A 14,196-nucleotide genomic window follows, 5' to 3' on the forward strand; every position below is an offset into this window, starting at 1 on the left:
ATCACGATGCGCTCAGGACGGCAAACGTCGAGAGCGGACCTACACGAGCGCATGGTGATCGGCCGTCCAGGTCAGTTCGGCTCGGCGGGCGGGGAAAGTCCCCGGTCGCAGGGGTAAGAAGGAGAGGATCGACGCGTGGGCGAGGCCAGTCATGTGGCGACGTGGAATTGAGGGGCAGGTATGAGTTCGGTCGAGCAGTATCAGGTGCGGCCAATCGGGTGGGTGCGCTCGCCGCTGAGTGATCGGGCGGATGCGCCCCGGCAGGGTGATGAGGGAGCTCCGCCGGCGGACATTGTGCTGGATACGGACGTGGTGGCGGCGGCGAAGGATCTGCGTCCCGGCGATGAGGTCATTGTGCTCACCTGGCTGCATCGGGCGGATCGGACGGTGCTCGCGGTGCATCCGCGCGGGGACCACGCACGTCCGGAGACCGGAGTGTTCGCGACGCGCTCACCCGATCGGCCGAATCCCATTGGCCTGCATCGGGTCACGATCGCCGAGAGTGACGGGCACATCCTCACCGTGCACGGTCTGGAAGCGATTGATGGCACCCCGGTGCTGGATCTGAAGCCGGTGCTCGGTCCGGCGGCGGAGCGCTGAGCGTCGGGGATACCCCCGTTCCGGGGGCTGGACTATCGACCAGCAGCGGTCGATAGTTCTCGGGTGGCTCTGGGTTCGGTGTTGTGGCGTGGGTTGGCCGGCGTTCTGTTGATTCTCGGCATGCTGGCGCCGGTAACGGCGGCGGAGCCGGTCGGCGTGCCGTATCAGTGGTCGCAGAGCTATATCGCTGCCGCCGACGGCACTCGGCTGCACGCCGATATCCTGCGGCCGGAGGGCATCGCCGCGGACACGCGCACGCCGGTGGTGCTCACCGTCAGCCCGTATCGCTCGCATGCCGCCTATCTGAGCATGCCGCGGCTGGAGGGCGGTCCGTCCACCGACGACCTGCATGTGGCGATGTTCCTGAACGCCGGCTACACCTACGTCATCGTCGACCTGCGCGGATACGGCGGCTCCTCCGGCTGCCCGGATTTCGGTGGGCCGGGCGAACGTTCGGATGTGGCCACCGCCGTGACGTGGGCGGCGGAACAGCCGTGGTCGACCGGCCGGGTGGGCATGATCGGCACCTCCTACGAGGGCTGGACCGGGATGATGGGCTTGGCGACCAAGCCAGCGGGCCTGGCCGCCGTCGTATCGTTCGGACCGGTCGTCGACCCGTATTCCTACGTATACATGCAGGGCGTTTCCTGGAAGTTCTCCGGTAAGCCGGTGACCGAGCAGGGCATTCGGCCAGCGGATACGACGGGTATGGAGCATCTGCTCATCGCCTCCACACCGGGCCGACCCGACGACTCCCCCGAATACCAGTCCAATGCCGTCCAGATACCCCCCGAGTGCTATGCGCAATTCGCGGCGAACACCACGAATCACGATGGCGGCACCGAATTCTGGCGCGCACGCGATCTGGTGGAACAGTTGCGCGGCAATACGATTCCGCTGTTCCTCGGCCAGGGCTTTCTCGACTACAACACCCGCGCCTACCGGGTGTTCGACGTCTGGAACGCGCTCGGCCCCGGCGACCACCGAGCCTTCTTCGGTGAATGGGGCCACAGCGACTGCCACGTCAAATGCGGCACTCCGGATTTCGATACCGAACTGCTCGCCTTCTTCGACAAGCACGTCGCCGGGCGCGATGTCGAGGTGCCGGGGCCACGCATCACCGTCGGCCAGTTCGACGGTGGCTGGCGCGCCGAGACCGCGTGGCCGCCCGCGGATGCGCGCCGGGTCCCGATCGACCTGCGGACCGGTGTCTACACCGACCGCGGCCTGCTCCCCGGACCCGACCGCGAAATCTGGTCCATCTCCGAACCGCTGACCACCGACCAGCACATCTCCGGCATCCCGACGGCAGCGCTGCAACTGTCCGGTTCGCCCGCCGCGACGGTCGCGGTGGAGCTGTTCGATATCGCGCCCGACGGCCGCGCCACCGTCATCACCCGCGGCATAGCGCCGGTCGCCGACACCGCCGATATCAGACTCCTGGCCCAGGACTGGCCCCTGCGCGCCGGGGACCGCCTCGGTGTCCGGATTACCGACGTCGTCGACGATGTCTGGTCCCATGCCGCCGCCAACAGCCAGGTCACCGTGCTCGCGGCCCGCCTGGAGCTGCCGCTGCTCAGCACCCCGCGCACCCCCGACCTCACCGGCGGTACCAGTGAGGCCTGGGCGAAATGGCGCGACCAGAAGGTTCGCACCCTCGACGCCGATGTGTTGAAGAATGCAGTGATGCCCATGAATTTGCCGAACGAGTCCGGCCCTCGATGACAGGTAGCGCCGCGCAGACCCGACCGACCGCCGTCGTTGTCGACGCCCAGATCGCCGAACGTCTCGCCTACGCCCTGCGATGCGCGACGATTTCACACGAGCCGCCGGATATCGCGTCGACAACGCAGGGTGTCGGATCCGCAGGATCGGCGGATACCGGGTCGGGCGAACCGGCCGACACCGCGCGCATCGGTGCCGTGTCCCCCGACCGGGCTGCCGAATCCATCGCGCGGCGCGGTGCCGAGCCAGCGGAATCCCCCGAGCGGTCCGGCACCCCCGCTACCGACGACAGCGGCGCCGAGTTCATTCGTCTCGCCGCGCACCTCGAGCGGTCGTTCCCGCTGGTACACGCCGAACTGGAGCTGCGGCGGTTCGGGCACAGCAGGCTGTACCGCTGGCCGGGCGTCGAGCCGGAGCAGGTGTCGGCGATTCTGCTCGCACATCAGGACGTGGTGCCGGTCGATGAGCCACGGCGGTGGACACACCCGCCGTTCGCGGGCGTGGTGGACGACGAATTCATCTGGGGCCGTGGAGCGATCGATGACAAGAGTCGGCTGATCGCCATTTTGGAGGCGGTCGAATCCGCGCTGGCGGCGGGACTTCGACCGCGGCACACCATCTATCTGGCCTTCGGGCACGACGAGGAGGTGTTCGGGGATGACGGTGCGGTCCGGATGGCGCAGTGGCTGCGGGAATCCGGTGTGCGCGCGGATCTGCTGCTCGATGAGGGCGGGGTAATTCTCGACGGCGTCGCGGACGGCGTCGACCGGCCGGTCGCCTCGATCATGGTGGGCGAGAAAGGCTATGCGACCGTTCGGCTTTCGGTATCGGCGGTGGGCGGGCATTCGTCCATGCCCGGTGCGCAGACCGCCGTCGGCCGGATCGCCCGCGCGGTGGGCCGGGTCCAGGACCATCCGATGCCGCTGCGCATGACACCGGTGGTGGCGGATATGGTCGCGCGACTGCGCCGCGTCATGCCGGAGTATCGCCGCCGCCTGCTCGCATTCGCCGGACTGGCCGCCCCCGTGATCACCAGGGTGCTGGCGGCCCGCCCCCAGACGGAGGCGCTGGTGCGCACGACGACCGCGCCGACGGTCATCCGCGGCGGCGTCAAACCCAATGTGCTGCCGCAGCAGGCCGAGGCCCTGGTGAATTTCCGCATCCTGCCCGGCGATTCGGTCGCGGCGGTGCTCGAACACTGCCGCAAGGTGGTGCGTGACGCGGGCGTGCGGATCGAACTCGTCGGCATGACCTCGGAGCCGTCCGCGGCCCGTCCGCCCGGTCCCGCCTTCGACCTGATCGCCGACCTTGCCGAGGCCGTCGTCCCCGGTATCGCCGTGACCAGCGGAATCGTTCCGGGCGCCACCGATTCGCGACATTACGACGACCTCGCGACGACTCGGTGCAACTTCGCGCCCATCGTGCTGACCCAGGCCGATGTGGAAACGATTCATGGAACCGACGAGCGCATCTCGCTGGTGAACTACGCTCGGCTCATCGAGTTCAACCGGCGGCTGATCGATCAGCTCGCTGCGCCGCCACCGACCCCAGGAGCCGATGCATGACAACCGATCCGAAGGCCAGCGTGTCTCCCGAGCCGGTACCGGGCACCGAGACCGGCGAATTCGACGGCATCGGCAGCCGGATCGCTTGGCGCGCATGGCTTCCCGAGACCTCGGCGCGCGCGGTGATCGTGCTCGTGCACGGCGTCGCGGAGCATTCGGGCCGCTACACCCATGTCGGAAAGCGTCTGGTGGACAGCGGTTTCGCCGTCTACGCACTCGACCACCTGGGCCACGGCAAGTCCGCGGGCAATAATGCCAATATCGGCTCCATGGCGGGCGCCGCCGACAATGTCGCGGAGATGCTGAAGATCGCCAGCCGCGAACATCCGGATGTGCCGCGGTTCCTGGTCGCACATTCGATGGGCAGTCTGATCACGCTGTATCTGGCCACCCGCGCACCGATCGATGTCGATGGCATCGTGGTCTCGGCGCCGCCGCTGGATATCGCCGTCGGCAATCCGCTACAGCGCCTGCTCGGCCCGCTGCTGTCCCGGTTCGCCCCGAATCTCGGTGTGCTGAGACTGGATTCGTCGATGATCAGCCGCGATCCCGAGGTGGTTCGCGCCTACGACGACGATCCACTGGTCTTCCGCGGCAAACTCCCCGCCCGCACCGGCATGGAGATGCTGAACGCCACCCAGTTCGTCAAAAGCCGCTTGGACAAGCTCACCGTGCCGCTGCTGGTGCTACACGGCACCGCCGACGTCATCGCCGCACCGTCGAGCACCGATCTGATCGAGCGGTCCGCGGCCGCGAAGGATCTGACGGTGATCCGCTACGAGGGTCTCTACCATGAGGTCTTCAACGAGCCCGAACAGGACAAGGTGCTCTCGGACGTGGTGGAGTGGCTGGAGGCACACATCACCGCCGATACCGGCAAGTAGGCTCGGACCATGGGAGACAGAGTCGCATTCATTCGCGCCACCTGGCACAGCTCCATCGTCGGCAAGGCGTATGAGGGCTTCACCGCCGAATACGCCGGGCTCGGCTTCGACCCGACCACCGTCGACGTCTTCGAGGTGCCCGGTGCATTCGAGATCCCGCTGCATGCCAAGCGATTGGCGCGCAGCGGCGAGTACTCGGCGATCGTCGCGGCCGCGCTGGTTGTCGACGGCGGCATCTACCGGCACGATTTCGTCGCGTCCGCGGTGATCGACGGTCTGATGCGGGTACAGCTCGATTCCGATGTGCCGGTGTTCTCGGTGGTGCTCACCCCGCATCACTTCCACGAGCACAGCGAGCACGTCACCTTCTTCACCGAGCACTTCGTGACGAAGGGAGCCGAGGCGGCCCGCGCGCTGGCGACCACGCTCAGCTCCCTGCGCTCACTGCCGGTGAGCTAGCGGTAGTTCGTCAGACAGGTCTGCTCGCCGTCGAGTACACCGGTGCGGAACGCCTCCAACCGCTGGAAGCCGCTCGCCACCACCTTGCCGTCCACATCGCTGGCGACCATACCGTCGGCGAGCAGTCCCGAGACCGCCTCGTCGAGGTCATTGGCCGATAGCCGCGGATCGCTGCCCGGCTCGCTCAGCTTGGTCGTCACGACTCCGGTGAGGCATGCGGTGCGCAGTCCCGCGGTTTCGGCTCCGGTGATCGAGAGCTTGCGTTCCTGCTGCACCGCGAGCACATAGCGGGAGATGAAGACGGCGAAGGCGTTGTAATCGCCGTCCACCACCGCCGAGAGCGGATCGTCATCGCCCTTCATCTTCCCACCGCGCCTGGCGAGTTCCGGCACATCGGTGCCGATCTTGTTCGAACTCGGGCAGTAGGAGACCGGCTCGGTGGCGGTCACCTCGGTGCAGTTCTTGACGATCCCGGTGTAGTCGTACTGCGGCGCCCGGCGCAGCGGGAAGATCTTGGCCAGCGCCTGGCTCAGGCTGGTCAGAGAGGGCATGTCGACCGGCAGCTGGGCATCCTGTTCGCCGTCCTCGTATGTCGTGGGCAGGGTGCCCCTGCGCTGCTCGATCTCCTTCTTGTTGATCTTCTTGCAGCCCTGAGCGCCGTCGGTGTAGCCGATCTGCACCGCGGTCGTCCGCTCGAAGGCGGAACCGTGCACATTCTTCGGGTTGTCCGGATCGGTATCACGCACGGCGATGGTCGCGCCGAGCACCGCGTTGAGCCCGTCGGTCATATTCAGGGTGAAGTGCGCCGAATTCCCTTCCGCCACATGCCGAAGGAAGACGCCGGCCAGGCAGTCGGCCTGCTGTTCCTTCACCAGCGCCCCGCTGAAGAATCCGGCGATCTTGGCCTGTCCCTGGATGGAGTGACCGTACTCGTGTGCGAGCACCATCACGATCGCCATATCGCTGTACTTCTCCTGCAGCAGCGGCAGCAGCACCCCGCGATCCCAGCCGATGGTGTGGTCCAGACTGCAGTAGGCCGCATTGACCAGGTGATAGGTGCTGGACTTGCAGAACGTGATCGCCTGCTCCTTGGGCGCCTTGGCATTCCAGGAGATATAGCGGCTCACCGGCTTGAAGGTGCCAGGAAAGTTCTTGCCGTACTCGGTCTTCCAGAAATCCTCGAGATCGGCGATGGTGTTGAGGGCGAGCTTGTCGACCGCACCACCATCACCGTTCTCCGCGGTGAGCGCGGCGTCCGACACTCCCTTGCGCGGACCGCTCGGCCCGTTGTTGGAGACCGCGCCGGTCAGATCCCACGGATTGTCCGCGGCCACCGCGCTCGCCCCCTGCTGGCCCGCCTTGCTGTCGCATCCGACCAGCGCGGCGCCGACCAATAGCAATACCGCGACCACCCCGAACCGCAGCCGTCTAGTCCTCATCAGGTCTTTCCTCCCCGAACTCGCCGCGGGCCAGTCCTCAGCGGCCCCCTGACCCGATGGCGTCGGCGACGCATTCGCCAGCCCGTCGAGCGATCACATGGTAATCGCAGAAACCGCTGTGCGCGTATACGTCTGGGCGCAATCGCCCGTCAGGCGTTCAATTGCACCTGCGCCAGTATCGCGCGATGATCCGATCCGGGAATGGTGAGCGAGCGGACCTCCGCCGCGGTGCCGTCGGCGACCAGGATGTGGTCGATGCCGATCACCGGACCCCACCGGCGGTCGGCCGGATAGGTCAGCAGCGGCCCGGCCCCTGCCTGGTCCGCCGCCGCGACGAACCGTCCGCGCAGCAGATCCCGGAATGCCGAATGATCGCGGGTGGCATTGAAATCCGCGCCGACGATCGCGGGACCCTGTTGCGTGTCCAGTATTTCGCGAATCCGGTCGAGCTCCGAACTCCACGCCGAGAAGTCGACCGACGGCGGCACTGGATGAAATGCGTACACCGCGACCGGCCCGCGCTGTGGATGCTCCATGGTGGCGGACAGATTGCTCATCCAGAAGCCGTCGTATTTCTTGGTGTCCCGCAACGGATATCGGCTGTAGATCCCGGTACCGTTACCGCCGCCACGGGGCTGTAGGAACTGATGTGGCAGCAACTCCTCGATTCCGGCCGCCGCGAGCCGCTGCGCCAGCTCCGGTGTCAGCTCGTCGACGGTGAGCACCTCGACCCGGTTCTCCCGCACCGCTCGAACCACCGTCGCCGCATCCGCCTTGCCGAACAACAGATTCGACTGCATGACCGAAACTTCCGGGCCACTCGCCGCCCGTCCCTCCGGCACGAACATCGGCACCTGCGTCCACAACACCGCCGCGACGAGCACCCCGGCCGCCGCCGCACTCTTCCATCCCCGCGCGATCAGGAGCAACACCAGCCCCAGTGCCGCACCGAGCATCAAATACGACGCCCCCGCCGCCAACAGCACCAAAGCCTGCCGCCGCCACGTCCCGAAATGCAGTACGACCCCGAGAACTCCCGCCCCGAGGGCGCACCATCCCAGCCCGAGCAGCACCCGGTCCACCCATTTCCGCATGCTCCGACCCTAACCGGCGGCCGTGGAGCCGAGGTGCGGCGATTGTGGAGATCCCGTGTGGACGCCGTGCACCTCGTACACTCGCCAGCAGAGAGTGAGGTGGTCGCGATGTATGTCGAGGAGTTCACGGCGACCGGTGCGCTCACTGCCGACGCGGCCGAAGATCTCGCCGACATCGCGGGCCGGTACACCGCGCGGATCACCGTGACCTGCAATGGGCACACCGTGCTGACACCGGTGCTGCCGTGGTGTTGGGACCAGTTGCGGGTGCGCAACGGGTGCACCGTATCCGTCACCGCCGAGCGGGGGTACCGCCCGCCCGACGATGAGGAACGCATGGAACTGCGCGAATTCGTGCGGCGCTTCCAGGTGCTGACCGCGGTCGGTCCGGCGCGGCTCGCCCTCAGTGGCGGTTCATCTGCTCGGCGAGGGCGGCGGCGTCCGTGGTGAGCGAACCACCCGCGAAAGCCAGTGTGGCCAGGGAGCGTTCGGCCGCTGCGGGGTGTCCCGCGCCGCACGCGTCGGTCACCAGGATGGGCAGATAGCCCAGGTCCAGGCTGTGCCGGACGGTGGGTTCGATGCCGACCTCCAGGGCAATGCCCGCAATGGCGTAGGCGTCGATGCCCAAGTCGCGCAACGCGAAATCCAGCGGGGTGGCCGCGAAGGCGGACATGGTGATCTTGTCGATGACCACTTCGTTCGGCCCCGGCGTCAACTCGGGGACAAGCTCGTACTGGGGCGAGCCCTGCGGGAAGCTGGAGTGCACCTCGTTCGGATTGTCGACCCGCTGCCACTCCATGGCCGTGCGCAGTTGGGAGACGCCGGAGGCCGCGGGCGGCAGCGACATGTGCCGGGTGTAGAAGACGCGAAATCCGTTCTCCCGCGCCGCATCCCGCAGGTCCAGGCAGGCTTTGACGATCTTGCCGCCGTCGGGCAGTTGCCGCACGATACCGACCTGCATGTCGTAGATGATCAGCGCCATCCTGGTCGGGTCGCAGGCATCCGCGAGGGTCTGCGGAATGCTGAGACCGTACGCGTATTGCATCAGGCCGACCCCACCTTCGTCCGGTCGTAGGGCTCGGCGACATCGACGGACGGATCCATCAGCGCCTCGAGCGGCAGCGGCGCCTGCACCGGAACATAGGTCCATTCCAGGTGGCCGGCCTTGGTCAGCGGGAAGTCGGCGACGTAGCGCTTGGCCTCCTCGACGCTGTCGACTTCGAAGACGATAACCACGCCGGGCTCATCGGCGCGCGCGTAGTTCTCGCGGACGATGCCCGCCTTCCACAGCCGCCACACATTGGCGACCTCTTCGGGGAGATACGGGGTGATGGTCTCCATCGTCACGCCGGGCTTGAAGCTGTCGAAAACGATGACTTTCATGGGAATCGCGCTCCATGTCTGCAGAATGTGGTGCGGCCGCGCCGCAGGGCGAGTTCCATGAAAGCTCGATGATTACAGTGTTACAAGAACGCACTTTTTGGTGAGTACCGGGAGGCGAGCAATGCCGGACAAGCGCTACTACTGCGCGGTGGAGGTGACCGTCGACCTCATCGACGGCAAATGGAAGCCGGTCATCCTGGCCCACCTCAAAGAGGGCGTGCGCCGATACGGCGAACTCCGCCGACTGATGCCGAGCACCAGCGAGAAGATGCTCGTCCAGCAGCTGCGCGATCTGGAGACCGACGGTCTGATCCGCCGCACCATTTTCGACACCGTGCCACCCCAGGTCGAGTACGACCTGACCGAGGAGGGCTGGAGTTTGGTCCCAGTCCTCACCGCCCTCTACGAATGGGGGCAGAAACGCGCCGACCGCGTCGGTATCACCCTGCCCTGAACGCCGCCAGCCGTGGGATCCGGCCGCGACGTCAGCCGCCGAAGACGCGCTCCACCACCGCCTTTGCGCGCCGGGTCACGCGCATATAGTTGTCGAGGAATTCGCTGCCGTCATCATTGGGCCAGCCCGCCACGCGCGCGACGGCCGATAGTAGACGGCCCGGGCCGGGAAGTTGATCGGCGGGCTTGCCGCGCACCAGCACGAGGGCGTTGCGCGCCTTGGTGGCCGTGAGCCAGGCCTCGCGCAGCAGTGAAACATCCTCGGCCGCAAGCAATTTGGTTTCCTGGATGATATCCAGCGATTGCAGTGTCGAGGTGTTGTGCAGTCCGAGCACATCGTGGGCGTAGCGCAGCTGCATCAGTTGCACGGTCCATTCGATATCGGCGAGGCCGCCGCGACCGAGTTTGGTGTGGGTCGCCGGGTTGGCGCCGCGCGGCAGGCGTTCGGCGTCCACCCGGGCCTTGATCCGGCGGATCTCGCGCACCGCCTCGGCCGACACCCCGCCGTCCGGATAGCGCACCTTGTCGATGATGTGCAGGAACCGGACACCGAGGTCCTGGTCCCCCGCCACCTGATGGGCGCGCAGCAGCGCCTGCACCTCCCACGCCTGGGCCCACTGCTGGTAATAGGCGGCGTAGGCGGCCAGCGTGCGCACCAGCGCCCCGTTGCGCCCCTCCGGGCGCAGTCCGGCATCGACCTGCAGCGGCGGATCGGTGCTCGGCGCGCCGAGCAGCCGCTGCACCCTCTCCGCGATGCTGATCGCCCACTTGACGGCCCTGGTTTCGTCCTGCCCGGGCCGCGGATCACAGACGAAGAGCACATCCGCGTCGGAACCGTAGCCCAGTTCCATACCGCCGAGACGGCCCATCCCGATCACCGCGATATCGGCCGGAGCCGGTGCGCCGAGTTCGGTCTCGCTGCCCCGAATCACCGCGCGCAGTGCGGCTTCCAGCACCGCGACCCAGACCGAGGACAGCGCCCGGCACACCTGCGGCACGTCCAGCATGCCGAGCAGATCGGCCGAGGCGACCCGCGCCAATTCGTGCCGACGCAGCGAACGAGCCGCCGCCACCGCGCGTTTCGGATCGTCATAGCGCGCCGACGCGGTCAGGATCCCGCGCGCGACATCTTCCGGCTGCGGACTGAGCAGCAGCGGCCCGCCCGGGCCATCGGCGTACATCCGGATGGTATCCGGCGCATTGATCAGCAGATCCGGCAGATATTCCGAGGAGCCGAGCACGATCATCAACCGCTGCGCGATCGCGCCCTCATCGCGCAACTCGCGCAGGAACCAGATCTGGTCGTCGAGCCCCTCCGACACCCGCCGGTAGGCGAGCAGTCCGGCATCGGGATTCGGTGTGTCCCCCAGCCATTCGAGCAGCGTCGGCAACAGCAGCGCCTGAATCCGGCCCTTTCGTGACACCCCGCCGGTGAGCGCCTTCAGATGTCCCAGTGCGTTTTCCGGCGCCGCATAGCCCAGCGCCGCCAGCTGCCGGATCGCCCCGTCCGGGCTCAGCCGCAGCGCGTCGGGCTCCATCTTGACCACCGACTCGAGCAGCGGCCGATAGAAGAGCTTGGCGTGCAAGCGCCGCACCCGCACCGCGTTACGCCGAATCTCATTGCCGAGCACACCGACCGCGTCCTGTCGGCCGTCGGGCCGGATATGGGCGGCGCGGGCCAGCCAGCGCATGCCCTCCTCGTCATCGGCGGCGGGCAGGGTGTGGGTGCGCTTGAGCCGCTGCAATTGCAGTCGGTGCTCGAGCAGTCGCAGGAATTCATAGGAGGCCGTGAGATTCGCGGCGTCGTCGCGGCCGATGTAGCCGCCCGCGGCCAAGGCCGTCAGCGCCTCGACGGTGCCCTGCACATGCAGGGTCTCATCCACCCGTCCGTGCACCAATTGCAGTAGCTGCACGGCGAATTCGACATCGCGCAGGCTGCCGTGGCCGAGTTTGAGTTCGCGTTCGCGCAGATCGGCGGGGACCAGATTCTCCACCCGGCGCCGCATCGCCTGCACATCGGCGACGAAGTCGGGGCGTTCGGATGCGGTCCACACCATCGGCATCAGGGCGTCGCGGTACCGCTCGCCCAGCGCCAGATCGCCGGTCATCGGCCGGGCCTTGAGCAATGCCTGGAACTCCCAGGTCCTGGCCCACCGCTTGTAGTACGCGATATGCGAGTCCAGGGTGCGCACCAGCGCGCCCGCCTTGCCCTCGGGCCGCAGTGCCGCATCGACCTCGAAGAATGCCGCGCTGCCCACGCTCATCAGCTCGGCGGCCAATCGCGTGGCGGTGGCATCGGCGGGTTCGGCGACGAACACGATATCGACATCGCTGACATAGTTGAGTTCGCGCGCACCGCTCTTACCCATGGCGATCACACCCAGTCGCACCGGAACCGGCGCGTCCTTGCAGACCCGCGCCACCGCCACCGCGAGGGCGGCGGTCAGCGCGGCATCGGCGAGGTCGGTGAGATGGCGGCCGACCACCTGATACGGCAGCACCGGTTCGTTCTCGACGGTGGCCGCCAGATCCAGCGCGGCCAGCAGCATGAGCTGATCGCGATATCGCTTGCGCAGCAGCGGGATTGCCTCCGGACCGGAGATTTCGGCCGAGTACAGCTGCGCATCCGCATTCGGACTTTCCGCGGGCACGGCCTGCACCGAGGCCAGCATGTCCGCGATCAACTCCTCGCGCGCGGGCAGCTTGTCCCGCCGCAGAATTCGCCAGGCGGCGGGATCGGCGACCAAATGATCGGCGAAGGCGCTCGACGATCCGATCAGCGCGAAAAGCCGGCCGCGCAACGCATTATCGGCCCGCAGCACGGCATCGAGCTCGGGCCACTGGTCGCCGAGCGCGGCCCGCAGCCGCGTCAGCGTCAGCAGCGCGAGATCGGCATCCGGCGCACGGGACAGCGCCCACAGCACCGGAATGCTGTCGATGTTGTCCCACGCCAACTCTCGTAACGAGGCGGCGGCGGTCGGCTCGAGCAAGCCGAGCCGACCGACACCGGGGACAGCTGAACGAGCAGACGGCGGCCGGACCATAAGTCCAACTTAGTTGCCCGATCATCTGTTTCCACAAAGCACGGTGGAAAGATTCGTAAACGTAGCCGACGATGTTGGTTTTACCGGCTACCGGAGGAGGTACCCCTACAGGCCGAGGTACTCCTTGAGCTCGTACGGCGTCACCTGGCTGCGGTAGTCCGCCCACTCCCGACGCTTATTGCGCAGGAAGAAGTCGAACACGTGCTCGCCGAGCGTCTCGGCGACCAACTCCGAACGCTCCATCGCCTGCAGCGCCTCGTCCAGGGTGCCGGGCAGCTCGCGGAAGCCCATGGCACGCCGTTCGGCGGCGGTCAGCGACCACACATCGTCCTCGGCCTCCGGCGGCAGCGTGTAGCCCTTCTCGATGCCGCGCAGACCGGCGGCGAGCAGCACCGCGAAGGTCAGGTAGGGGTTGCAGGCCGAATCTGGGCTGCGGATCTCGACGCGGCGCGAGGACGCCTTGTTCGGGGTGTACATCGGCACGCGCACCAGCGCGGAGCGGTTGGACCGGCCCCAGGAGGCGGCGGTCGGCGCCTCGCCACCGTGGATGAGCCGCTTGTAGGAGTTCACCCACTGGTTGGTGATCGCGCTGATCTCCGGGGCGTGTTCGAGGATGCCCGCGATGAACGCCCGCGCGGTCTCCGAGAGGTTGATCGGATCGTCCGGATCGTGGAAGGCGTTGGCCTCACCCTCGAACAGGCTCATATGGGTGTGCATGGCCGAGCCCGGGTACTGGGCGAACGGCTTGGGCATGAAGGTCGCGCGCACGCCCTCGTCGATGGCCACTTCCTTGATCAGGTAGCGGAAGGTCATCACGTTGTCGGCCATGGACAGCGCGTCGGCGTAGCGCAGGTCGATCTCCTGCTGACCCGGCGCGCCCTCGTGGTGGCTGAACTCCACCGAGATGCCCATCGACTCCAGCGCATCGATGGCGTGGCGGCGGAAGTTGGGCGCGGAGTCGTGCACGGCCTGGTCGAAGAACCCGCCGGAATCGGCCGGGGTCGGCATGGAGCCGTCCTGCGGGCCGTTCTCCAGGAGGAAGAATTCGATCTCGGGATGTACGTAGCAGCTGAAGCCGACGTCACCGGCCTTGTTGAGCTGACGCCGCAGCACATGGCGCGGGTCGGCCCAGGACGGCGAGCCGTCGGGCATGGTGATATCGCAGAACATGCGCGCGGAGTGCTGGTGGCCCTTGCTCGTCGACCACGGCAGCACCTGGAAGGTGGACGGATCCGGCCGCGCCACCATATCGGCCTCGGATACGCGGGCGAAGCCCTCGATGGCCGAGCCGTCGAAGCCGATGCCCTCTTCGAAGGCACCCTCCAGCTCCGCCGGTGCGATGGCGACGGACTTCAGATAGCCCAGCACATCGGTGAACCAGAGACGCACGAAGCGGATGTCCCGTTCTTCGAGCGTCCGCAGCACGAATTCCTTCTGGCGATCCATGTCGCCGAGCGTAAGCACCTGGCGTTAAATCCGTGTTACATACACGCTTAGGGATTGCAATCCCATCATTCGGAATGAATCGCACCGCGCCCAAGATCGCGTCG

General features: G+C 67.1%; 13 protein-coding genes. 7 read left to right on the top strand and 6 right to left on the bottom strand.

The features are described 5' to 3' along the window. Window positions 1-180 precede the first annotated feature (180 nt). The 5 genes from tsaA (at window position 181) to ACQP2D_RS31945 (ending at window position 5,233) form a co-directional block, all read left to right on the top strand. The gene (gene tsaA, locus ACQP2D_RS31925) at window positions 181-600 is read left to right on the top strand and encodes a tRNA (N6-threonylcarbamoyladenosine(37)-N6)-methyltransferase TrmO (protein ID WP_433679623.1); all 420 of its coding nucleotides are present in this window, start codon (window positions 181-183) and stop codon (window positions 598-600) included. A 63-nt stretch (window positions 601-663) separates the two neighbouring features. Then, window positions 664-2,325 (top strand): CocE/NonD family hydrolase, encoded by a 1,662-nt coding sequence (locus ACQP2D_RS31930; protein ID WP_433679624.1) that lies wholly within the window; start codon window positions 664-666, stop codon window positions 2,323-2,325. After that, window positions 2,322-3,890, top strand: coding sequence for a M20/M25/M40 family metallo-hydrolase (locus tag ACQP2D_RS31935; RefSeq protein ID WP_433679625.1), 1,569 nt, complete (start codon window positions 2,322-2,324; stop codon window positions 3,888-3,890). Before ACQP2D_RS31930 ends, ACQP2D_RS31935 begins: the two co-directional genes overlap by 4 nt. Beyond that, window positions 3,887-4,774, top strand: a complete 888-nt coding sequence (locus tag ACQP2D_RS31940) for an alpha/beta hydrolase (protein WP_433679626.1) — start codon at window positions 3,887-3,889, stop codon at window positions 4,772-4,774. The genes ACQP2D_RS31935 and ACQP2D_RS31940 overlap by 4 nt, the downstream gene beginning before the upstream one ends. A 9-nt stretch (window positions 4,775-4,783) precedes the next feature. Then, complete coding sequence (locus tag ACQP2D_RS31945; RefSeq protein ID WP_433679627.1) at window positions 4,784-5,233, top strand: 6,7-dimethyl-8-ribityllumazine synthase; 450 nt, start codon at window positions 4,784-4,786, stop codon at window positions 5,231-5,233. Here the strand turns inward: ACQP2D_RS31945 and ACQP2D_RS31950 are convergent. Next, window positions 5,230-6,672 carry a metallopeptidase gene (locus ACQP2D_RS31950; protein ID WP_433679628.1) on the bottom strand — a complete coding sequence of 481 codons (1,443 nt, stop codon included), beginning with the start codon at window positions 6,670-6,672 and terminating at the stop codon, window positions 5,230-5,232. The two genes, ACQP2D_RS31945 and ACQP2D_RS31950, sit on opposite strands and share 4 nt — an antisense overlap. A gap of 149 nt (window positions 6,673-6,821) precedes the next feature. After that, on the bottom strand, window positions 6,822-7,766 hold the full coding sequence (locus ACQP2D_RS31955; RefSeq protein WP_433679629.1) for an endonuclease/exonuclease/phosphatase family protein: 945 nt from the start codon (window positions 7,764-7,766) through the stop codon (window positions 6,822-6,824). Between the two features lie 108 nt (window positions 7,767-7,874). Between ACQP2D_RS31955 and ACQP2D_RS31960 the strand changes: the two genes are divergently transcribed. Further along, complete coding sequence (locus ACQP2D_RS31960; RefSeq protein WP_433679630.1) at window positions 7,875-8,216, top strand: hypothetical protein; 342 nt, start codon at window positions 7,875-7,877, stop codon at window positions 8,214-8,216. On the opposite strand, the gene ACQP2D_RS31965 is transcribed toward ACQP2D_RS31960, so the two are convergent. Both ACQP2D_RS31965 and ACQP2D_RS31970 read right to left on the bottom strand, forming a co-directional pair. After that, on the bottom strand, window positions 8,170-8,811 hold the full coding sequence (locus tag ACQP2D_RS31965) for a cysteine hydrolase family protein (protein ID WP_433679631.1): 642 nt from the start codon (window positions 8,809-8,811) through the stop codon (window positions 8,170-8,172). The genes ACQP2D_RS31960 and ACQP2D_RS31965 overlap by 47 nt on opposite strands. Further along, the gene (locus tag ACQP2D_RS31970) at window positions 8,811-9,149 is read right to left on the bottom strand and encodes a hypothetical protein (protein ID WP_327096773.1); all 339 of its coding nucleotides are present in this window, start codon (window positions 9,147-9,149) and stop codon (window positions 8,811-8,813) included. Before ACQP2D_RS31970 ends, ACQP2D_RS31965 begins: the two co-directional genes overlap by 1 nt. A gap of 121 nt (window positions 9,150-9,270) precedes the next feature. Here ACQP2D_RS31970 and ACQP2D_RS31975 point away from each other — a divergent pair, with 121 nt between their 5' ends. Then, a complete protein-coding gene (locus ACQP2D_RS31975) occupies window positions 9,271-9,603 on the top strand; it encodes a winged helix-turn-helix transcriptional regulator (RefSeq protein WP_354952459.1) in 333 nt (110 codons plus the stop codon). 31 nt (window positions 9,604-9,634) lie between these two features. Here the strand turns inward: ACQP2D_RS31975 and ACQP2D_RS31980 are convergent, their stop codons facing one another. Further along, window positions 9,635-12,646 (bottom strand): bifunctional [glutamine synthetase] adenylyltransferase/[glutamine synthetase]-adenylyl-L-tyrosine phosphorylase, encoded by a 3,012-nt coding sequence (locus ACQP2D_RS31980; RefSeq protein ID WP_433679632.1) that lies wholly within the window; start codon window positions 12,644-12,646, stop codon window positions 9,635-9,637. 105 nt (window positions 12,647-12,751) lie between these two features. Continuing rightward, window positions 12,752-14,092, bottom strand: a complete 1,341-nt coding sequence (locus ACQP2D_RS31985) for a glutamine synthetase family protein (protein ID WP_433679633.1) — start codon at window positions 14,090-14,092, stop codon at window positions 12,752-12,754. Between the last annotated feature and the right edge of the window lie 104 nt (window positions 14,093-14,196).

This window comes from Nocardia sp. CA-119907 (assembly GCF_050955995.1).
Classification (GTDB): domain Bacteria; phylum Actinomycetota; class Actinomycetes; order Mycobacteriales; family Mycobacteriaceae; genus Nocardia.

Bases quoted from the DNA above. Each gene is read 5' to 3' on its own strand.
- ACQP2D_RS31945 (WP_433679627.1), top strand. From the start codon at position 4,784: ATGGGAGACAGAGTCGCATTCATTCGCGCCACCTGGCACAGCTCCATC.
- ACQP2D_RS31935 (WP_433679625.1), top strand. From the start codon at position 2,322: ATGACAGGTAGCGCCGCGCAGACCCGACCGACCGCCGTCGTTGTCGAC.
- ACQP2D_RS31940 (WP_433679626.1), top strand. From the start codon at position 3,887: ATGACAACCGATCCGAAGGCCAGCGTGTCTCCCGAGCCGGTACCGGGC.
- ACQP2D_RS31955 (WP_433679629.1), bottom strand. From the start codon at position 7,766: ATGCGGAAATGGGTGGACCGGGTGCTGCTCGGGCTGGGATGGTGCGCC.
- ACQP2D_RS31950 (WP_433679628.1), bottom strand. From the start codon at position 6,672: ATGAGGACTAGACGGCTGCGGTTCGGGGTGGTCGCGGTATTGCTATTG.
- tsaA (WP_433679623.1), top strand. From the start codon at position 181: ATGAGTTCGGTCGAGCAGTATCAGGTGCGGCCAATCGGGTGGGTGCGC.
- ACQP2D_RS31985 (WP_433679633.1), bottom strand. From the start codon at position 14,092: ATGGATCGCCAGAAGGAATTCGTGCTGCGGACGCTCGAAGAACGGGAC.
- ACQP2D_RS31960 (WP_433679630.1), top strand. From the start codon at position 7,875: ATGTATGTCGAGGAGTTCACGGCGACCGGTGCGCTCACTGCCGACGCG.
- ACQP2D_RS31975 (WP_354952459.1), top strand. From the start codon at position 9,271: ATGCCGGACAAGCGCTACTACTGCGCGGTGGAGGTGACCGTCGACCTC.
- ACQP2D_RS31970 (WP_327096773.1), bottom strand. From the start codon at position 9,149: ATGAAAGTCATCGTTTTCGACAGCTTCAAGCCCGGCGTGACGATGGAG.
- ACQP2D_RS31965 (WP_433679631.1), bottom strand. From the start codon at position 8,811: ATGCAATACGCGTACGGTCTCAGCATTCCGCAGACCCTCGCGGATGCC.
- ACQP2D_RS31980 (WP_433679632.1), bottom strand. From the start codon at position 12,646: ATGGTCCGGCCGCCGTCTGCTCGTTCAGCTGTCCCCGGTGTCGGTCGG.